Source organism: Bifidobacterium angulatum DSM 20098 = JCM 7096 (assembly GCF_001025155.1).
Classification (GTDB): domain Bacteria; phylum Actinomycetota; class Actinomycetes; order Actinomycetales; family Bifidobacteriaceae; genus Bifidobacterium; species Bifidobacterium angulatum.
Map to the genome: position 1 here is coordinate 1,593,528 of NZ_AP012322.1, position 20,289 is coordinate 1,613,816.

Annotated in this window: 15 protein-coding genes; 1 reads left to right on the plus strand and 14 read right to left on the minus strand. The window is 59.9% G+C overall.

Annotated features, from left to right (window positions below):
* Nucleotides 1-6: 6 nt before the first annotated feature.
* The 5 genes from BBAG_RS06335 to BBAG_RS06355 form a co-directional block, all read right to left on the minus strand.
* Nucleotides 7-675, minus strand: coding sequence for a YesL family protein (locus tag BBAG_RS06335; RefSeq protein WP_003827119.1), 669 nt, complete (start codon nucleotides 673-675; stop codon nucleotides 7-9).
* 16 nt (nucleotides 676-691) lie between these two features.
* Nucleotides 692-1,630, minus strand: coding sequence for a carbohydrate ABC transporter permease (locus tag BBAG_RS06340; protein ID WP_003827121.1), 939 nt, complete (start codon nucleotides 1,628-1,630; stop codon nucleotides 692-694).
* Nucleotides 1,631-1,642: 12 nt separating this feature from the next.
* The gene (locus BBAG_RS06345; protein WP_003827123.1) at nucleotides 1,643-2,608 is read right to left on the minus strand and encodes an ABC transporter permease; all 966 of its coding nucleotides are present in this window, start codon (nucleotides 2,606-2,608) and stop codon (nucleotides 1,643-1,645) included.
* 114 nt (nucleotides 2,609-2,722) lie between these two features.
* Nucleotides 2,723-4,330: a type 2 periplasmic-binding domain-containing protein gene (locus BBAG_RS06350; RefSeq protein ID WP_003827125.1), complete on the minus strand. Its 1,608-nt coding sequence runs from the start codon at nucleotides 4,328-4,330 to the stop codon at nucleotides 2,723-2,725.
* A gap of 616 nt (nucleotides 4,331-4,946) precedes the next feature.
* Nucleotides 4,947-6,362, minus strand: a complete 1,416-nt coding sequence (locus BBAG_RS06355; protein ID WP_033508797.1) for a DHA2 family efflux MFS transporter permease subunit — start codon at nucleotides 6,360-6,362, stop codon at nucleotides 4,947-4,949.
* A 352-nt stretch (nucleotides 6,363-6,714) separates the two neighbouring features.
* Between BBAG_RS06355 and BBAG_RS06360 the strand changes: the two genes are divergently transcribed.
* Nucleotides 6,715-7,698 (plus strand): YihY/virulence factor BrkB family protein, encoded by a 984-nt coding sequence (locus BBAG_RS06360; RefSeq protein ID WP_003827131.1) that lies wholly within the window; start codon nucleotides 6,715-6,717, stop codon nucleotides 7,696-7,698.
* A gap of 30 nt (nucleotides 7,699-7,728) precedes the next feature.
* Here the strand turns inward: BBAG_RS06360 and BBAG_RS06365 are convergent, their stop codons facing one another.
* The 9 genes from BBAG_RS06365 to BBAG_RS06405 all read right to left on the minus strand — a co-directional run bounded on the left by BBAG_RS06365 (nucleotide 7,729) and on the right by BBAG_RS06405 (nucleotide 20,213).
* On the minus strand, nucleotides 7,729-8,538 hold the full coding sequence (locus BBAG_RS06365) for a DeoR/GlpR family DNA-binding transcription regulator (protein WP_003827133.1): 810 nt from the start codon (nucleotides 8,536-8,538) through the stop codon (nucleotides 7,729-7,731).
* Between the two features lie 90 nt (nucleotides 8,539-8,628).
* On the minus strand, nucleotides 8,629-9,777 hold the full coding sequence (locus BBAG_RS06370; protein ID WP_003827134.1) for a quinone-dependent dihydroorotate dehydrogenase: 1,149 nt from the start codon (nucleotides 9,775-9,777) through the stop codon (nucleotides 8,629-8,631).
* 47 nt (nucleotides 9,778-9,824) lie between these two features.
* A complete protein-coding gene (locus BBAG_RS06375) occupies nucleotides 9,825-10,931 on the minus strand; it encodes an NADH:flavin oxidoreductase/NADH oxidase (RefSeq protein ID WP_033508836.1) in 1,107 nt (368 codons plus the stop codon).
* 311 nt (nucleotides 10,932-11,242) lie between these two features.
* Complete coding sequence (locus BBAG_RS06380; protein WP_082121551.1) at nucleotides 11,243-13,528, minus strand: transglycosylase domain-containing protein; 2,286 nt, start codon at nucleotides 13,526-13,528, stop codon at nucleotides 11,243-11,245.
* A gap of 186 nt (nucleotides 13,529-13,714) precedes the next feature.
* On the minus strand, nucleotides 13,715-14,410 hold the full coding sequence (locus BBAG_RS06385; protein ID WP_003827140.1) for a Crp/Fnr family transcriptional regulator: 696 nt from the start codon (nucleotides 14,408-14,410) through the stop codon (nucleotides 13,715-13,717).
* A gap of 159 nt (nucleotides 14,411-14,569) precedes the next feature.
* Nucleotides 14,570-15,724, minus strand: coding sequence for a lipoate--protein ligase family protein (locus BBAG_RS06390; RefSeq protein WP_033508800.1), 1,155 nt, complete (start codon nucleotides 15,722-15,724; stop codon nucleotides 14,570-14,572).
* Between the two features lie 29 nt (nucleotides 15,725-15,753).
* Nucleotides 15,754-16,410, minus strand: coding sequence for a TM2 domain-containing protein (locus BBAG_RS06395; RefSeq protein ID WP_003827146.1), 657 nt, complete (start codon nucleotides 16,408-16,410; stop codon nucleotides 15,754-15,756).
* 153 nt (nucleotides 16,411-16,563) lie between these two features.
* Complete coding sequence (locus BBAG_RS06400) at nucleotides 16,564-17,604, minus strand: 3-isopropylmalate dehydrogenase (RefSeq protein ID WP_003827148.1); 1,041 nt, start codon at nucleotides 17,602-17,604, stop codon at nucleotides 16,564-16,566.
* A 65-nt stretch (nucleotides 17,605-17,669) separates the two neighbouring features.
* Complete coding sequence (locus BBAG_RS06405; protein ID WP_003827150.1) at nucleotides 17,670-20,213, minus strand: S9 family peptidase; 2,544 nt, start codon at nucleotides 20,211-20,213, stop codon at nucleotides 17,670-17,672.
* Between the last annotated feature and the right edge of the window lie 76 nt (nucleotides 20,214-20,289).

Genomic DNA, 20,289 nt, shown 5'->3' on the forward strand with positions numbered 1-20,289 from the left:
TGCCGTTCAGCTTTTCGCGTATCGGATGCCCGGCTGCTCCCGGTCATGGATGTCCATTCCCGGAATCCGGCCGAACGAGTACACGATCCACGCAGTGCAGAACATCGGCAGCGACATGCCGAACACCATGAGCAGACCCGGCCATTGCGCCCAGGCAAGGATCGCCAGCAGTGCGAGTCCGATCTGCAGCAGGGTGCACAGCGGACGGGCCACGATCATGGTCAGCGTTGTGCGGACGATCCACAGCGGACGTTCGTCATAGTTCGCGCGCACCACCCAGACCAGCATGGTGAAGGCCAGCAATACCAGTGCCAGCACGAACAGTATGCCGGAAACCGCCACGTCGAACGTTCCGCGTGCATGCCAGTTCATCATGTAGTAGTCGATGGCGAGCACCACCCAGCATACGGCCAACGGCCAGCCGAAGAGATTCGCCTGCTTGAGCTCGTTTTTCCATGCGCCGTGGAAGATGCCCCATACTTCCTTGGCGCGCATCGACCGATCCTCGGCACGCAGCCACGTGCGGAACGTGGTTTGCGCGGCGGCGCAGGATGGGAAGAATCCCAGCACCACGGCACCCAGCAGTGTGTGCACGAGCATGGCGATGTTCACCACGAAGATCGTGAGCAGCAGACGGCAGAACCGTTCATAGGCCACGGAAAAACGAGCGAGCATGGCGAATCCCTTTCAATCAGCCCTTGACGGCGCCGAGCATGACGCCCTTGTTGAAGTACTTCTGCAGGAACGGGTACAGCACCAGCAGAGGCAGGGTGGAGACGATGATGATGCCGAACTTGATCTGGTCGGCCGCCTGCTGTTGGGCCGCGGCGTTGACGTTCGTACCGGTACCTTGCGCCACCAGCAGCAACTGCTGCAAGACCACCTGCAACGGCTGCTTCGAATCGTCGGTGATGTAGATCAAGCCTGTCATGAAGTCGTTCCAGTGGCCGACGAAGTAGTACAGGCCGATGACGGCGAGGATGGCGGAGCTCAACGGCAGCACGATCTTGAAGAAGTAGCCGAAGTAGCTCAGGCCGTCGATCTGCGCCGCGTCATGCAGCTCCTCCGGAATGGAGGTTTCGAAGAAGGAGCGTGCCACGATCACGTTGTACACGGAGACCGCGCCTGGCAGGATGAACACCCACATGGTGTTGTTGATGCCGAGGGCCTTGTACAGCAAGTAGTTCGGGATCAGGCCACCGCTGACGAACATGGTGACGGTGAACAGGAACATGATGACGCGACGCGGCTTGAATTCGCGGCGGGACAGTGCAAAAGCGCAGGGGATGGTCACGGCCATGTTGACCGCGGTACCGACCACCGAGTAGATGATCGTGTTGAGATAGCCCTGCCAGATGCGATGGTTGGTGAACACCTTCGCATAGCCGGCGAAGGTCACGCCCTTAGGCAGCAGTGACACTTCACCGCCGGCCACGGCGTTCGGATTGGAGAACGACGCGATGACCACGAACCACAGCGGGTAGAGCACTGCGACCACGGTGAATACCAGGAGCAGCACGATGACGAAGTCGACCGCCCAGTCGGCTGGGGTCTTCTTCTGCCGTACATGCTTGTTCCAGGGAATATCGTTCGTATTGCGGGAAACGGCCCCGGTTGTTGTTGCAGACATGATTGCTGCCTCCTAGAAAATGCTCGTATCGGAAACGCGCTTGGCGATCGCGTTCGCGGTGATCAGGAAGACGAAGTTGATCAGGGTGTTGAACAGGCCGATAGCGGTCGAATACGAATACTGGCCGTTAAGAATACCGATCTTGTAGGTGTAGGTCGCGATGACCTCGGTGGCCGGCATGTTCAGCGAGTTCTGCATCAGGTAGATCTTGTCGAAGCCCACGTTCAGCACGGAACCCATGTTCATGATGAGCAGGATCGCACAGGTCGGCATGATGGCCGGCAGGTCGACGTAGCGGATCAGCTGCAGACGACCGGCGCCATCGATCTTCGCGGCCTCGTACAGCGAGGTGTCCACGCCGGCGAGCGCGGCCAGGTAGATGATGGAGTTCCAGCCGACGTGCTGCCAGACTTCGGAGATCCAGTAGACGGCGGTGATGGCGCTGGTGGAGCCCATCAGCGATTCGTCACCGAAGAAGCGGCCCAGGATGCCGGAGCCCGGGGACAGGAAGATGTTCAGCATCGAGACGATGACCACCACGGAGATGAAGTGCGGCATGTAGGTGATGGTCTGCACGAAGCCCTTGATCTTCTTCGAGCCGATCTGGTTGATGAGCAGGGCCAGAATGATCGGGAAGATGAAGCCCATGACCAGCGTCCACAGGGAGATGCGGACGGTGTTGGTCATGATCTCGCCGAAGAGCGGGTTATGGAAGAATTCGTTGAAATATTTGAGCCCTACGAACTTGCCGCCGGTCAGGCCCTTGGTCGGGTCGAACTCGCGGAAGGCAAGCTGGATGCCCCACATCGGCACGTAGGCGAACAGGCCTACGAAGAACAGGGCGGGAGCGGTGAGGATCCACAACTGCCAGTAGCGGCGGAAGTGGTCGGCGATACGGTCGAACAGACCGGGCTTATTGCGTGCCGCCGCTGCGTTGACGCTTCCGGTCTGTAGCGCGGCGCCTTTCGATGATTGCATTGCAGGCATATCGAAACTCCAATGATTGTTTGGCAAACAAAGGCAGGGTTTGCCGATTGATTCCAAAAAGGGATTAAAAAAATCGTTCCGCAAACCCTGCCTGATTAACTATGGCTACTTGGTGTACTTGTCGTACCACTTCTGCCAAATCTTGATGTTGGCGTCCAGGCCGAGCGTCGGCTCACTGACCTTCTTCACGTAGGAATCCCATTCCTTGTCGACGCCGCCCTTCTGAACCCACTTGGCGATCTGATTGTTCGCGTAGTTGGAGATGGCGGTGTTGTTGTTCTGCAGGGTGTTGGAATCCTCGGTGTCGGGGCGCACGTAGACCGGCACGACGTCCTTGATGCCGTCGACGCGGTTGCGTGCTTCACGTACGGCCAGATCGGATGCGGTGACCTGATCGGCGTTGGTGTCGTTGACCATCTTCACGTCGTCGCGGATCCAGCCGCCGAAACGATCTTGCAATGCGATGGCACGGGTGTCAGGATATTCGGCGTAGGCTTTAGCCTTGTCGATGGTGTACTGGTGGTCACCGTCATCGGAGACGATATCCGGAATAGAGCCGAAGAATCCAGCCACGGAAAGCTTCTCGCCGTACATGGCGTTGATCACCTTGTAGATGGCGTCCTGGTTGGCGGCGTTCGGATTGACGGTCAGGCCGGAACCGGAGTAGGCCCAGCGTGCGGCGTCCTGGGAGTAATCCCACTTGACCTGGGAGTCAGGGGTGGAGGCGTCCTTCTTCAGCGGCGGCAGGGTGACGTACTGATCGCTAAGCGCGTTGCCGTACTCGGAGTAGTTGGACCAGCCGAAGGAGACACCGGTGCGTGCGGTCTTGCCGTCGCTGACGGTCTGCGAACTGTACTGGGAATCATCGCGGGTGAGCACGTCCTTCGGGATGAGCCCCTGGGCCATCAGCTCGTGCAGGTAGGAGACGACGTCTTTGAGCGCTTCGGAGGTGTAGTAGCTCTTGACCTTGCCGTTGTCCACATAGTAGCCCTGCTCGGATGCGCCACCGCCCATGAAGGAGGTGACCACGCCTTCGGAGTTCATCAGGGTCAGCGGGCTCCACAGGCCGAAGCCGACGCTGCGGATGTTCATCGGGATCTCATCGGCCTTGCCATTGCCGTTCGGATCGTCGCTCTTGAAGGCCTTGAGCACGTTCTCGAGCTCGTCCCAGGTGGTCGGCGTCTGGAGGCCCAGTTTGTCCAGCCAGGTCTTGTTGATGAACATGTGGGTGCCGGAGACCTCGTAGCCTTTGCCTCGATCGGAGGGCAGCATGGCGATCTTCGTGCCGTCGGTGACGTACTTTTCGGCGCCCTTGTTGTTCTTGAGGAACTTCTTGACGTTCGGCATCTTATCCAGATGCGGCTTCAGATCCTCGAAGTAGGTGCTGTACTTGGCCGCGTCGACCATGCTGAACAGGCTCAGGCCGATGTCGGGGAATTCGCCGGCGGCCATCTTGGCGCTCTTCTGCTGGTCCCAAGCATTGTCGGCGACTTCCTGCCACTTGATGGTGCAGTCGCAGGCGGCTTCCAGATCCTTGGAGTACTGAGTGTCCTGCATGGGGTGGTCGGTTACGTTACGACGGACAAGAATATTGACGATCGGCTTGCCGTTCTCGTCGGTGGTAGCCTGCTTGTTGCCGCATGCGGTCAAAGCGCCGGCCAGAGTTGCGACGGCTGCGACGGCTGCGATCAGGCGTACACTCCTTCGTGCCATGATATTCCTTCTTCCTTAATATTCCTCCCGCATCGGGTACGCCCCGACGCGAACCTCAAGATCACGTGCGTTGTGCTCTTGCTGTGGTTAACACCGTAAATCGTTAATCGTTTAATGTCAAACGTTAAACGATTATTCCAACTGTTAGCGCTCTCATAACGTCATTTCCGCCACATCATGCAAACGTAGGCATCGGCACCGCCCCGCCATTTCCGCCCTCAATTGCCGCAAAACCCAATCACGACACGCCGTTAATGGTTTGATGCTCATCACCGGCACATTCATATATCGTCATCCATGCATAACTATCGGCACACCATACGATTCCGTCATTCCAACCGATTGCTCCGCAGTTGCCCGATTCGGCGGAACCGGCCGACTCTCCCCTGTTCATGCCCGCACGAATGGCCGATTCCCCCGAAAAGGACACCGCTGCACAGGCTCCGCCTCCGGCCTGTCGCACTATGCGACGATCGGCATAGGTTCGGATACGCCCACAACGTATAACTGTGCCCAGCAGCATATAAAAAAGCGTCGGGCGCATATCCACATGCACCCGACGCCATAATCACGGTCACAGCCGCGGCGGCCGCGACCGCAGACCTACGGGAAGCCCCTACCGCTGCTCGCGGCCCTCCTTTAGGAAGAAGGAGAACATGAATACGATCACGACCAGAACCAGGCCGAACACATAGCCGTACCGGGAACCGGCAACGAAGCTCTGCGCCTCGCTCGCCCCGGACCCCATGCCCAGCAGGCAGGTGGCCACGGCGGTGCCGATGGCGCCGCACACCTGTTGCATGGTGTTGAGAATCGTGGAGCCGTCGGCGGCGAGCTCGCGCGGCAGACCCTTCAATGCCGCGGACTGCGCGGACTGCTGCATCAGCGGAATGCCGATCATGAACACCACGTGCGCCAGCACGAAGAACGCAGGAGCGGTGGTGACGCCGATAACCAGGAACAGCACGGAGCCGATGATGGCCACCACGGCGCCGGCACGCACCAGCGGGCGTGCGCCGACCTTGTCGTACATGCGGCCGGTGGCGAACGAGCAGATGGCGTTGATCACGCCGCCCGCAAGCATCAGCATGCCGGCGACGGACGAGTTAAGCCCCAGGCCACGCTGCAGTTCCTGCGGGGCAAGATACATGATCGCCAACGTGCAGGCGAAGGAGCAGGTGACCATCAGCGCCGGGGTACGGAAGGATGCGATGCCCAACGCACGCAGATCCAGCACCGGATTGTCGATGTGCAGCTGGCGGTACGCGTAGAACGCGACGACCACGATGCCGACGACCAGCAGCACGACCACCAGCGCGGAGAAGCCCATATCGGCCACCAGGCTCACGCCGGCAACCAGGCAGCCGAAACCGATCACCGATGCGACGACGGATAGGATGTCGACCTTCGGGCGGGTCGTTTCGATCGGGGTGACGAAGAAGGCCGCGGTGCACACAATGGCAACGAGCGCCACAACGGCGAACAGCACGAAGATCGCACGCCAGGAGAACGCGCCGATCAGAATGCCGGACAGGGTCGGGCCGATCACCGGCGCGAACATGATCACCAGACCGGCCACACCGTTGGCGGCGCCGATCACGAACGGCGGGAACACGCGCATGATCGCGGCATACATGGTCGGCAGCACAATGCCGGTGCCGATGCCCTGGATGATTCGACCGGCCAGCACCAGTGCGAATACCGGAGCGCATGCGGACAGCGCGGAGCCGACGGCGAAGCAGACCAATGCGAACAGCACCAGCGTCTTGGCCTTGATCCACTTGAGCAGGAATCCGACACACGGCAGCACCACGCCGATGGCGAGCATGTAGCCGACAACCATCCACTGCGCGGTGCCGGTGGTGATGCCGAACGCATCGCACAGGTCGGGCAGGGCTATGTTCATGGACGTTTCGGACAGCATGCCCAGAAACGCGCCGATGTACAGGCCAAGCATCACCTTATGCGGATGCTTGAATTGGGGTTGATCATGATTCGATGGAGCGTGTTGCGTTGCTGCGCTTTGTGACACGGTTTCCCTTCATCTTTCTTTTCGTCTTATCTCAATGGTTCTTTCGCCCGAGCCGTCCAGTCACCGCATTGCGCATCTGCATGTGGTTGCACGCCGGCATGCAAAAGCCCGGATCGCCATATGCGGATCCGGGCCTCACTGCCTGTTCTCAGGGCAAAGAAAAACCGCACGGCACACACCTCGTATATCGGCTATGCCATGCGGTTTTGGAAAACAGTGGTCAACCTATCACGGATACACATTCCTCGTAAGCCAGCCGGGCGTGTCGCACCTATCGGTGATCCACGGATCACCAACCGCAAGACTCGCGCCGCACCCGGCGCGGCGGCGAAAAGTCATTTACAGTGGAGTCATGAGAAGCATCATCACGCGAGCATTGACGCTAATCGACCACGTGTTCGTGTTCTGGAACAATTCGTTTCCCGGAAGCGTCATCAATCGTTTCGCCAGGCGCAACGGCGGAACATTGTCCAACGGCATGGCTTACAACCTGCTGTTCGCGTTCTTCTCCGGCATCTGGACGGTATTCGCCGTCGTCACGCTGTTCTTCACCAAGAACACCACGCTGCTCGATTGGTTCATCTCCACTCTTGAACGCACTATTCCAGGGCTGAGCATCACCGATTCGATGGTGGATGGAATCTCGTCGACCATGACCTGGACCGGTGTACTGACGTTCTGCATCTTCATATGGAAGGTGCTGTGCTGTCTTGATGCGTGGCGCAACGCCGCCTGGACGATGATGGATCGCCCCAAGCCTTTCTTCGACCCGGTCCAGATACGATTCTTCGACGCCGTTGCCTTCATTCTAGTGGCGCTGATGTTCGTCGTCTCCAGTATCGCCGGCGTAATTTCGGGCGGCATTGTACGCCGCATCGTCAATCTGCTTCACGATCTCGCCATGCTGCCGGAATCCAACACCACGCTTGCGAATTCGATGCTGCTTGATCTTTCCGGCTTTCTCATCGGTCTGGTGTTCAATATTCTGCTTATGGCGCTGATGTTCTGTTTCGTGGCCCGCATCCGATGCGACAAGCGTCTTACCGTATTCGTCTGTTTGATCGGCGGCCTGGTGATTTCCATACTTCAGCTGCTGGGAAGCCGCCTGCTGGGAGGTGCGACGTCGAATCCGTTGATGGCCCCGTTCAGCGTGTTCATCGGTGTGCTGATCTGGTTCAGCTTCATCGCCCAGATCCTGATGTATTGCGCCGCGTTCATCGGTCAGGCGCAGTCAATGTTCGACGAACGCGAGGCGGAGAAGACGGAGCTTCAATCCATTGCACGCAGCATGCTTCCGGCTAACGATCCTTCCACCGAGCGGCAATCGGATCGTTAGTCTCGCCGGGCACTCGCGTCAAGGCCGGTTTCAGGCAGCGTTTTCCTCGGTTTCGGGCTCGATCTGCTTGGCCAGCACCAGTTCGCGTACGAGTTCACGTGTTTTTGCCGCCGTATCGGCGTCGAGACCATCATCGGTGATCACGGTGTCCACCTGTTCGAATCTGGCGAACAACGACAGCGACGTGCAGCTCCACTTCGTGTGGTCGGTCAGAATGATCGTACGGTCGGCGATGTCCATCATCGCCATATCGGTGGCGGCCTCAAGCGAGTTCGGCATGAGGAAGCCTCTGGGGATCGATACGGAGTGGGTGCCCAGAAATACGGTGTTCACGCGCAGTGAAGCGATCACCTTGTCGGCGATGGGTCCGACCAGCGAATTGGAGCGGGTGATCACGCCACCGGTGACGATGACTTCAACATCCTTGGACTCCAATGCCTGCACGAGTTCCGCGACGGGAATCGAGTTGGTGAGAATGGTGATGCCGCTGGCCTGCTGGCTTTCCAGCAAGTGTTGGGCGAATACGTATGCCGTGGTGCCGCCGCCGATGGCGATCACATCGCCTGGCGACACATAGCTCACGGCTTTTTGCGCGATGGCGTCCTTCAGCCCGATGTCCATCTGCGATTTGACGGAGAACAGGGGTTCGCTCAGCAGTGTGCTGGTGGTGACGGCACCACCATGCACACGTTTGAGCAGTCCTTTGTCCGCCAGTTCCGCGATGTCGCGTCTGATAGTCATCGCGGATACGCCAAGCTCCTTACTCAGCGCCGTTATACGAACGGCACCACGGGTACGTAGTCGGCTGAGAATCAGGTGTTGACGTTGCGACGAAATCATGTGCACATTATCGCACGCAACACACCATTAATCAAAACAGCATGTGCGATTTCATGTCGGATTATGTGCAGTTCTCAGTTCATTGTCCGTTTACAGGTCAACGCCCACGGCATCAGCCACATGCTCAAAACCGTCACGCTTCAGCAACTGGGCAAGACCGCGCTTCAGCACGGTGATCTGCTGCGGGCCACGGTACATCAGCGACGAAATGAACATCACCAGATCGGCACCCGCGCGAATCTTCGCATAGGCCTGTTCCGGTGTGAACACGCCGCCGATGCCGGCAATTGCGAAACGATCACCGTAAGTGCGGCGGACCTGGGCGATCAACGCTTCGGAGGCACGCGTGCATGGGCCGCCGGAAAGGCCGCCCTCCCATTCACGCGGAATATCGAGTCCGGTACGGTCCTTCTGCAGATTCGCCAGCGAAACGCCCTGCACGTTATGTTCAGCAAGCACGTCAAGCAGTTCATGCAATTCGCCCCACGGCTTGTTCAGCGGCAGCTTCACCAGCGTGGGCTGTGGGCGGTCGATGCCGTCCAGCGCGGCGAACAGGCGATCGAGGTTCTCCGGGGTCTGCGTGAACGGCTCACCTGCCGTGGTGTTCGGGCAGGAGACGTTCACCTCCACCATGGCGGTACGGCCAGCCGCACGACGCATCGACATGCAGTAATCCTCGATGCCTTCGTCCAAGTCGCCGACCTTGTCGTCGTTGGTGCGGGCGATCGATACGGAAACCTGCATGTCGCGTGCGTTCGTCCACGCCTGTTCCGCGCGATCGATCACCTTATCGGAACCGATATTGGCCAAGCCGACATGAACCATCATCGAATCGTATTCGGGCAGGCGGTGGAACCACGGCTTGGGATTGCCGGCGCACGGGCGCGACGTGGTGGACCCCACGGTTTCGAAGCCGAACCCGGCGTTGTCGAGCAGCACCGGCATCTCGCAATTCTTGTCAAGGCCTGCGGAAAGGCCGAGCGGATTGGCGAATTCCACGCCCATAACCTCGGTTTCCAGTACCGGATCGGTGTAGTTGAGCATCTCGCGGCACGCCCACATCAGCGGCGGTACGCGCTTGGCCACCTTGCAGAACGTGATCATGCGGTCATGCGCCTCATCCGGCGGCACGTTGAACACGAAATTCGGCTTGATGATGTTCTTGTAGCCGAACGTGAACAGGTCGGTAGTGGCCTTGTTCACGGCATCATGCCAGAAACTCTCGGAAACGTAGCTCATAATCGTCCTTTCGCAATGCAATGGCACACGTCAGTGTACGCCACAAATCAGTAAGCCCCGCGCACGTACTGCATCGGGTAGGGAGCCTGGTTCTTCGCCAACCCGAGCTTATGCGCGGCACGCAACGGCCAATACGGATCCCTCAACGCGGCACGGCCAATCTCCACGGCATCCGCCTCGCCCTTCTCCACGATACGCTCCGCCTGCTTGGGCTTGGTGATAAGCCCCACCGCAGTAACCGGCACCTGCGCACGGGCCCGCACCTGCCGAGCAAACGGCACCTGGTATTTCGGGCTGACCGGCACGGAAACGCCGGAGACGATGCCGCCGGTGGACACATCCACCAGATCGACGGCATGCTCCTTCAGTACCTGGGCCAGCCGCACGGTCTGGTCGAGATCCCAGCCGCCGGCCGCCCAATCGGTTGCGGAGACGCGCACCAACAACGGCATGTCTTCCGGGATCATGCTGCGAACCGCGTCCACCGTTTCCACCAGGAAGCGGATACGCCCCTCGAACCCGCCACCGTATTCGTCGTCGCGCACGTTGCTCAGCGGGTCGAGGAACTGCGAGATGAGGTAGCCGTGCGCGGCATGAATCTCAATCGCCTGGAAGCCTGCCTCCACCGCACGGCGCGCGGCCGCCGCGAACGCCCAGGTGATGCCGTGAATCTCATCCACGCTCAATGCGCGGGGCATGGCATACCGCCCATAGGCGATCTCACTTGGAGCCACGGTGGGCCAACCGCCGTCCTCGGCGGGCACGGTATTGGCGATATAGCCAAGCCCGGAGCAACCGGTCGACCCTTTGCGCCCGGCATGATTGAGCTGGATGGCAGCCACCGCCCCGGCCTGCTTGATGCCGTCCGCAATCCAACGCCAGGCGTCGATCTGCTCGTCCTCCCACAATCCTGTATCGAACGGCGAGATACGACCTTCGGGGCATACGGCCGTCGCTTCGGCGATAACCATGCCGAAGCCACCCAAAGCGCGCGACACATAATGCTGGTAATGGAACTGCGTCGGGCGGCCGTCACGCTCGAACACGGAATACATGTCCATCGGCGGCAGCCAGATGCGGTTGCGCACGGTCAGCCCGCGCAATGTCATCGGCTCGAACAGTGCCGGGAAGTCGCTATGCTTGCTCTTCTTCATCTTCTTGCCCTTGGCGCTCCTGCCGTCAGTACGCTTCGACTTGGCGTTTTTACCCTTACCGGAATTATTACCGGCTTCCCTGCCTGCGTTCACCGGTTCTCCTTCGATGCGCTTCAACGATTCCTTCTGGCGATCGGAGCCTCCAAAACCGCGGAAATCGAAATCCAACTCCTCTGCCATGCGCCCTCCTTGCCATGTGCGACGGTCCGCACCCATTCTAACGTATGGCCCACATACGGGTTTCGCCCGCCATGCGCTGCATGACGGGCGAAACCCTATAGCCGGGAAGGAACCACCGAACCTTACGAGCGCTAGTTCGTGGTGTTGGCGTTGGTATTGGTATTGGTGTTCCCGGTGGCGCCGTTATTGGTCGTCGTACCGTTATTGGTCGTCGTGCCGTTGGTCGTACTTCTGTTGGTGTACGTGGTGGTGCCGGACGACACGCTGGTGCCGGTCTTCGAACCGGTACCTGTCATGTACTTCGGGTCGGCATCGCCGTAGTTGTTGTCGATCGGGATGTTCGCGGAATCGAGGTAGGTCTGCATGAACTTCTTCCATGCCGGTTCCGCGATGTACATGCCGTACCATGTCGGGCGGGTCACGCCGTTGATCGTCTTGTAGTTGAACGACTGCGGGCTTTCCGCGTTGCCGACGCCCACGAATGTCGCGACCTGCGGCACGAAGCCGGCCGTCAGCATGTAGGTGTCCTCGTTGGTACCCGTTTTGGCGAAGGTCTTGCGGTTATTCGCCAATTGGGCGTCCACCACGTTGCCGCCGGCCGTGGTCACGCCCTGATTGATCGCGTATGCAGCGGTCTGGGCGATCTTCGGATCGATGGCCTGATGGCAGTTCGCGGAGGGGACCTTGTAGGACTTGCCGCGCTGGCTGGTCATTTCGGTGATGGCGATCGGAGTGCATTCCACGCCGTTCGCCGCGATGGTGGCGTACACGTTCGCCATGGTCAGCGGAGATGCCTGCACCGAGCCGATGGTCATAGGAGCCTGGAACGAGTTCGAATCATACACGTCCTCCTTGCCCTGGATGGAATTGTGGTAGCCCATGGACTTCGCCGCATCCGCAATGGAGCATAGGCCGATCTGCTGGGCCATCGCGCCTTGGGTGGTGTTATGCGACATGACCAAGCCCTGCAGCGGGCTTTCATTCGCCACCGTGCCGCCACCAGAGTTCTGCACGGACCATGTTCCGGCGAATCCATAGCCGTTGCAGCTGAAGCTGGCGATGTTGTAGGACGTGGAAGTCCTCAATACCTGGTTGATCGGCTTGCCGTTCTGCATCCAAGCGACCAGGTTGATCGGCTTCCATGTCGAACCGACCTGGAAGCCCCAGCCGCCGCCGTCCGCTTCGTCAACGGCATAATTCACCGCGGTACGGGTGGAATCCGTCTGCGCACGGTCGGTAGCGTCATAGATGCGGTTCAAGCCGAATCCAAGCACTTCGCCGGTACCTGGTTTGATGGCCGCAATCGCCACTTCGAAGCCGGAGGGATCGTCCGGCGGAATGGTTTCACGCGCCGCGTTCATGGCTGCCGTATTCGCCTTCACATCCATGGTGGTGACGATGCGCAGACCGCCTTCCTTCAGCAGCTTGTTGCGTTCGGCTTCGGTGGCACCGAACTCCTTGTTCTTCAGAATCTGGCGGGTCACGTAATCGCAGAAGAACGCCGCATCACCGGCCACCTGGCAGCCGGAATCGACATTCTGAATATCCAGCATGTCTTTGAGGGGAACGCTCTGAGCCTCATCATGCTGCTTTTGGCTGATGTACCCTTCCTGCAGCATCAGGTCGAGCACGATATCGCGCTGATTCTGCGCCTCTTTCAGATTGCCGTCTTCGGAGGGATCGTACTTCGCCGGGTTCTTTGTGATGGCGGCGATGGTCGCGGCCTGGCCGATGGTCAGTTTCGCCGCGGTGGTGTTGAAATACCGTTTCGCGGCGCTTTCCACACCATACAGATTGTGGTTTCCGAACTGGGCGATGTTCAGATAGCCCTGCAGAATCTCATACTTGGTGTATTTCTTTTCCATCTGCACGGCGATGAGCATCTCACGCACCTTACGCGCGATGGTCTGCTCGGAGGCATGGTATTGGGCGATGGAATCGCCACTTTCTCGCGCCTGCATGGACAGCACGTTCTTCACGTACTGCTGGGTGAGCGAGGAACCGCCCTGCATGCTGCCCTTCTTGATGAAGGTCTGCACGAAGGCACGCATCACGCCTTGGATGTCAACGCCATGGTGCTGGAAGAATCGACGATCCTCTCGGGCCACCACGGCCTGACGCATGGGTTTGGAGATTTTCTTCAGTGGTACGACGGTACGGTTGTCTGCATAGAATTCGGCTATTTTCGTCGTGCCGTCGGAAGCATACATCACGGACTTCTGCGGCAGGGACGTCACATCAAAATCAACGCCTTCGACTTTCAGGGAAGGCACCACGGCTTTGGTCGTCTCGTTCGCCAGAAAAACACCAGGGGCGAACAGCGCGGCCACGACTACACCGCCGCCCAGGCACAGCATTACATAGGTCAGCAGCAATGAGAGCACGCGACGGAGTGTCAGGGAGTTCTTTTTCGGCATGGTGCCCATACTATAGGGGCGACTGTACCGCTTCACCGCGCATAAGCGTGAACTCGCGGCGTCGTGGTGGAACATGCACGCAACTTACATATTTGCCGCGCAATGCGCATATTCCAACGCTCAGCACCTATTCAGGCATCTCACAACCGGCTGTTCGCAAACCTCTCTTCGCGCGGCTGCGAAGCGTTATCTGCGCGAACGCCTGATCAGCATACCGGGCTGGTAGATCACAATGGACCGTCCATCGCGTGCGATCCAACCTCGATTCGCAAAATCCATCAGCGCCTTGTTCACCGTTTCACGACTCGATCCGACCAGCTGCGCCAGCTCCTCCTGGGTCAGGTCGTGAGGCACCTTCACCCCCGCTTCGATCGGTTCGCCGAACCGTGAGGCAAGATTGATCAGCGTCTTGGCCAGACGGGCCGGAACATCCATGAACACCAGATCGGAGATGCGCTCATTGTTATCCCGCATTCTGCCGGCCATTACCTGCAGCATATCCACCGCGACCTTGGGATGCTCGTCAAGCCAATGGAACAGCACCTCGCGTTCCAGCCACACCACCTGGGTTCCGTCGTGCATGGCGAGCGCCGATGCGGTGCGAGGCCCGCCTTTGGGGTCGAACACCGGAATCTCGCCGAGCATCTCGCCCGGCGCATGGATGGACAGCAGCTGCACACGGTGATCCGCCGACTCCCTGATAAGTTTGACCCGGCCGGATTCCAGAAGATACATGCGATGATCTGTCGATCCTTGGCGGAAGATCACATCGCCCCTGTTGTACACCCCCTGGTTGAGATATTCGATCAGTTCACCGGCCTGTTCCGGAGACACCTGCTTGAACAACGCGGTGTGGAACAGAATATTCTCCTGCTCTGGCATTGCGTTCGGCTTATCCGACACTGTGCACCCTTTCCGTAAAACCGCCTATGGTCAGACGGCGTCACAACCGCTCGTCATATTCTAGCGCGTGCTTCGGCGGCTTTCTCGAATACCCGCTTTTCCGTCGCCGGTATCCGTCATTATGCGATCGCGCATGGCTTACCGTATGAATGCGCGAATCGATTCCATCAGATATTCGACAAGCGCGTCACGGCTCATTCCCGTCTGCCGTTTCAACGGGTCGACGCGTTTGACCGCGGATCGCACGGCCTTGTCCCGCATCTTTTCGCGCGAAGTGTTCAGCACACGCCCCATCGCCTCGGCATCGATGTCATAGGCGAGTGTCACGTGGTGGAGCACCGCGCCGGCCGCTGCCCCATTGCCGCCGTGCGGCGCGGGGAATCTGCGCTGCGCCGCACCGCCGATCTTGCCATATTGCGAGGAGATGTCGTTCAACCCGGAAAAACCGGCGTCAAGCCCAAGCCCACGCAGCGCATGGATGAGCCAGTAGTCGCACAGCTGGTACGACCGGGCGATGCTGACACCGCTTACGAATTCCAACGGCGCATACAGCGAATAGGTGATGGTGTTGCCAGGCTCGATGAACATCGCGCCGCCGCCCGTGCAACGCCGGACCACCTGCATCCCCTGTGCCCGCGCCACGCTTTCATGCACTTCGTCGCGTATGGATTGGAATCGCCCCACCACCACGCATGGCGCGGCCCACTGCCAGAAGCGGATGACGGGCCTGCGCTCCCCCGCCGCAACCTCACGGGCCCAACGCATATCGGCGTCCATCTGCTCGGCTGGCGTGCGTGGCCTGTCAAGTACTACATCCGGGCATAGATCGCGCCAGCGCTGCAGCCACTGCTCCTGCTGGTCCGATGACGTGGTTCGGCTGATCTGCGCGGAGGACTGCAGCGATACGGAAGACTGCGATTGCGCAGCGGTCGGTTTGATTGTGCTGTCCGGATCGACGGAATCGAACGCCCGCATGAATGCCGTGGCGATGGCGCCGACGCCAGTCCCCACCAGTCGAATAGTCGGATGGTCGTCGAGTACCGCGGCCAACGAATGTTCCACACGCCGTTCCACAGTGAGGTTCCGACCGTTATCGGCATCGGTGCCGCCATTCATGAGGCAAGCGCACCGTTCCAGCTGTCGTTCCATGGCACTGACAACAGTCAGGGTTTCGGCGTCATCGCCATCGATGAAGAAATCGCCGTCCACATGGCAGTGCCATCGGCCGGTCCCGTCATGCGTCACGCGAACCCCGACGAGCTTGCCGCCGGGGGTTTTATACTCTCCTCGCATATGTTCAGCCTAGCAAGGTGGCGCCGGAGTTAATCCGAAAGCTCAAATCCCTTGGCGTCCCTATGCCAGTTCGACCCGTATGTGGAGCATAGGATGAGAATGCTTTCGATCAGGCCCCAGACCCACGCGACGACGGGGCCGAGACCGAACAGCACCCAGCCGACCAGTGTCAGCAGCAGCTGGGCCACCGCCTTGCCTGTGTAGCCCAGGTAGAAGTTGTGCACGCCAAGCGCGCCGAGGAAGATGCCCAGCAGTCCTGCTGCCAGCTTGGATTTCGGCTGCGGGTAATATGCAGGCTGCTGCGGTTGCGGCTGATAGCCCGGCATCTGCCGGTATGCCTGCTGGTCATAGCCGAATTGACCGTACTGCTGGGAATAGCCCGGCTGAGGCTGACCGTATTGTGCTTGGCCATATTGAGGCCGGGACTGACCGTACTGCGGCTGACCGTATTGGGGCTGGGATTGGCCGTATTGGGGCTGTTCATATTGAGTCTGCCCATACTGCGGCTGGGGAGCCTGTCCATACGGCTGCTCCTGCCGCGGGTCATACGACTGATACTGCATGTACTGCTGTGATGATGGGATCTGGCCGCTCTGAGGATTCCCTGCTTCCTGAGATTGCCGGGGCTCCTCGGCGTTCCCCCCATCATACGGAATCTGACTGTTCGGATCGTTGAAATCGTTCATGACCTGAATATAGCATCCGGCATCTTTCTATAAGCGAATCGTGCGCACCGTTCATGCCATAGCGGTTCGCAATGGCGCCGCACAATATAAAAGCCTGTGGCGCAACACACCATATCGTGCGTTGCGCCACAGGCTCATGCCACTAACGATGGCTCACATGCGGGCGAGAATGTCGCGACCCACTTCGTCGGTGGAGCGTGTGGTGGAACCGAGCTCTTCGATGTCGGCCTCCACAGCGGCATGGATCCTCTTGGCGGCATCGTCGAAGCCGAGATGCTCAAGCAGCATGGCGGCGGACAGAATGGCCGCGGTCGGGTTGGCCTTGTTCTGGCCGGCGATGTCCGGTGCGGAACCATGGATCGGTTCGAACATGGACGGATACTCGTTGGACGCGTTGATGCAGCCGGATGCCGAGTAGCCGACGCCGCCAACCACGGCACCGGCCTCGTCGGTGATGATGTCGCCGAACAGATTGTCGGTCAGGATCACGTCGAAGCGGGACGGGTTGGACACCATGAAGATGGTGGTCGCGTCGATGTGCAGATAATCGTGGGAAACCTCCGGGTATTCCTCGGCCACCTTGTCCACGATGCGCTGCCACATGTCGCCGGCGTTGACCAGCACGTTCTTCTTATGCACCAGGGTCACGTGCTTCCTGCGCTTCATGGCCAGCTGGAAGGCATAGCGCACCACGCGTTCCACGCCGTAGGCGGTGTTGATGGAAACCTCGGTGGCCACCTCGTTCGGAGTGCCGCGGCGGACGGCTCCGCCGGCACCGCAATACAGGCCTTCGGTGCCTTCACGCACCACTACGAAGTCGATATCGCCCGGGTTGGCGAGCGGAGAGGTGACGCCCTTGTACAGCTTGGACGGGCGCAGATTCACATACTGGTCCAGGTCGAAACGAAGCTTGAGCAGCAGGCCGCGTTCCAGAATGCCGGCCTTGATACGCGGATCGCCGACGGCACCCAGCAGAATGGCATCCGTCTTCTTGATGCGTTCCTCTTCGCCCTCGGGCAGGATCGCACCATCGCGCAGGTAGCGCTCGGCACCGAGATCGAACTTCTCATATTCGAACTCGGCCACGCCTTCAGCGGCCTTCTCCAAGGCCTTCTGAGCCCATGGAGTAACTTCCTTGCCAATGCCATCGCCGGGAATGACGGCGATCTTGTACTTCTTTGCTGTTTCGCTCATGCCTTAGAACGTTACACACGCCGTTGGCACCGCTCACGAAGCAGTTCACTGCGTGGACATGCCGCCTAATGCATGATCCCCATCACGCTCAGGCACCATGCATTCTCGTAGGCGAGCTCCTGCCATTGCTTGTAGCGCCCGGAGATACCGCCATGACCTGCTTCGACCTCGATCTTGGCGATGGCGTCGATACCGGCCGACTGCAGCCGCGCCAGCCATTTGAGCGGTTCCACATACAGCACACGGGTGTCGTTCATCGATGTGGTGATGAAAATCCTCGGGAAATGCGCAGTTCGCGGATCGTCGGCGCTACTCGGCGCATTCTCATACGGCGTATACGACTTCATGTACCGATACACCTCGGCATCATGCAACGGATCGCCCCACTCGTCCCATTCGGTGACGGTGAGCGGCAGCGACGGGTCGAGAATCGACGTCAGCGCATCCACAAACGGCACATCCGCTTCGATGCCGGCAAAGCATTCCGGCGCAAGATTCGCCACGGCCCCCATCAGCAGACCGCCTGCGGAACCGCCGTCGGCCACGGTACGCGCCGGATTCGCCAACCCGGCGTTCTGCAAGGCACGCGCGGCATCGACGAAATCCTCGAAGGTGTGCTTCTTGTTCAGCCTTCTGCCCTGCTCATACCAGGCACGCCCCATTTCGCCGCCGCCTCGGATATGCGGCACCGCGTACAAAACGCCACGGTCGAGCATGCTGATGCGCGCCACCGAGAATCCTGGATCGGAACTGATCTCGTACGCGCCATACCCGGTGATGAACATGGCCGAATCGCAGGTCGGCACATCCCTGCGCCACACCAGCGACACGGGGATCCGTTCACCGTCGCGTGCGGTGATCCACACCCGCCGTTCCATGTAATCGCGCGGATCGAAGTCACCCAGGACGGTGGCACGTTTCAACAGGCGATCCTCGCCCGTGGCCGGGTCGATGTCATGCAACTCCCCCGGCCTGGTATAGCTGGAGAACGAGTAACGCATGCGTGGCGCATCATATGAAGGATTCCCACCCGCACCGATGGAATACAAACGCCGCGTCTCGCCCGGCATCGCGTCGGCGGTCGCCCCATCCGACGATGTCATCGCCCTACGGGACGCACCATGCACGGCATGCCCATCACCCTGGGCACGCTGGAAATCGTCGATCACACCGGCGGCGGCACGAACCGCATGAGGTCCGGCGGTATCGTCCTCCATACCAGCCACGGCCTGCCAGACGGCGGCACGCTCCTCATTTACCTCGTCCACGGATTCGTCCACGTCCCAGTCGCCTTCGAGCGCAGGCGGCACCAGCTCGGTGAACCGCCATGGGCGCCGGGCAAGAAAATCCTCGGCAGCGGCCTGTTTGGTCATCACCGCAAGATGCGTCAGACTTTCGGCCCGGTACGACATCGTCACGAAATTACGGTGGATGGCGATCCCCTCGATGCCCAGGCCGTGCGCCCCCTGCATGATCGCCGGGTTCCCCGGCTTGGTGTAGGGAGCCCCAATGGGCTTTGCCGAAGCCCCTGGTTCCACGTCGTCGCCCCGCTCGCACCCATAGGGGGATCCAGATGCCACGCACACGCCTTCGCCCAAGCGGTATGGCGGCTCATGCTTACGCATATCGATCACATCGATCTCGAAATTCGGGTTCAGCGCATTGTGGTACACCACGGCGATCGGAATATCGGAACCATGCTCCCCCGCCCCTTCGAAACAGGCGAAGCTTACGTCGTATTCCACACCGTCTTCGCGGGGGATGAACGCCTTGAACTCGCCTTCCGGAGTGTCGACCGGGAGCATCAGCACCTCCGTGGTCGTCTTCGACCCGGTGCCGATAACGATGCTGCGTTCATCGAACGACATGCCGACGCCGGCCCAGAATCGCTCGTCATGTTCGCGGAACACCTCAACGTCCTCGTCTATCGACGTTCCCACACGATGCCGGAACACCGCACATGGGCGCCACGCATCATCGAGCACGGTATAGAACACCCACTGCGCGTCCGGCGTGAAGCATGCTCCGGAAATACCCGTAAACATTTCGGGCAATTCCTCACCGGTTTCCAGATTGCGAATGCGGTAATCGTAGCGTTCGTCGCCTTCGACATCCACGCCGTACAGCATCCACCGGCCGTCTTTGCTGATATCCATGCCGCCGATACGGAAGAAGTCATGCCCTTCGGATTCGGCGTTGGCGTCGAACACGATCTGTTCGCCGGGCATGCTCCCCGGCTCCCCCACGGCATCGACCTGCGGAGGGTCCCAATCGTCCGGCCCGGCAATCGGCATACGGCATTGCACCGCATACTGCTTGCCTTGCTGCGTCCTGGTGAAATACCAATAGCCGTCCATGCGCGTCGGCACCGACATATCGGTTTCCTGCACATGGGATTTCAGCTCGTCGAACAATGTGTTGCGCAACGACGCCAACGGCTTGTTGCGGTTCTCGCACAGACGGTTCTGCGCCGCAACATACTCCTGCACTTCCGTCGACTGTTTGTCGCGCATCCACTCATAGGGGTCGACGAATGTGTCGCCGTGATGCTCCCGTTCGAACGGCACTTGCTTTGCTACCGGTACGTCTCTGTTCCCACTTTCGGTCATAGCCGTCCATTGTAGCGTTCCCCCCGATGCAGGCGCACCGGTTCCCGTTCCTCGGCAGCGCTTTGATGCGCACGGG

Excerpts from the sequence above, each read along its gene's own strand:
- BBAG_RS06370 (WP_003827134.1), bottom strand. The coding sequence starts at position 9,777 with ATGAGCTACGTTTCCGAGAGTTTCTGGCATGATGCCGTGAACAAGGCC.
- BBAG_RS06350 (WP_003827125.1), bottom strand. The coding sequence starts at position 4,330 with ATGGCACGAAGGAGTGTACGCCTGATCGCAGCCGTCGCAGCCGTCGCA.
- BBAG_RS06390 (WP_033508800.1), bottom strand. The coding sequence starts at position 15,724 with ATGCGAGGAGAGTATAAAACCCCCGGCGGCAAGCTCGTCGGGGTTCGC.
- BBAG_RS06400 (WP_003827148.1), bottom strand. The coding sequence starts at position 17,604 with ATGAGCGAAACAGCAAAGAAGTACAAGATCGCCGTCATTCCCGGCGAT.
- BBAG_RS06395 (WP_003827146.1), bottom strand. The coding sequence starts at position 16,410 with ATGAACGATTTCAACGATCCGAACAGTCAGATTCCGTATGATGGGGGG.
- BBAG_RS06375 (WP_033508836.1), bottom strand. The coding sequence starts at position 10,931 with ATGAAGAAGAGCAAGCATAGCGACTTCCCGGCACTGTTCGAGCCGATG.
- BBAG_RS06360 (WP_003827131.1), top strand. The coding sequence starts at position 6,715 with ATGAGAAGCATCATCACGCGAGCATTGACGCTAATCGACCACGTGTTC.
- BBAG_RS06345 (WP_003827123.1), bottom strand. The coding sequence starts at position 2,608 with ATGCAATCATCGAAAGGCGCCGCGCTACAGACCGGAAGCGTCAACGCA.
- BBAG_RS06405 (WP_003827150.1), bottom strand. The coding sequence starts at position 20,213 with ATGACCGAAAGTGGGAACAGAGACGTACCGGTAGCAAAGCAAGTGCCG.
- BBAG_RS06335 (WP_003827119.1), bottom strand. The coding sequence starts at position 675 with ATGCTCGCTCGTTTTTCCGTGGCCTATGAACGGTTCTGCCGTCTGCTG.
- BBAG_RS06385 (WP_003827140.1), bottom strand. The coding sequence starts at position 14,410 with ATGCCAGAGCAGGAGAATATTCTGTTCCACACCGCGTTGTTCAAGCAG.
- BBAG_RS06365 (WP_003827133.1), bottom strand. The coding sequence starts at position 8,538 with ATGATTTCGTCGCAACGTCAACACCTGATTCTCAGCCGACTACGTACC.
- BBAG_RS06340 (WP_003827121.1), bottom strand. The coding sequence starts at position 1,630 with ATGTCTGCAACAACAACCGGGGCCGTTTCCCGCAATACGAACGATATT.
- BBAG_RS06380 (WP_082121551.1), bottom strand. The coding sequence starts at position 13,528 with ATGCCGAAAAAGAACTCCCTGACACTCCGTCGCGTGCTCTCATTGCTG.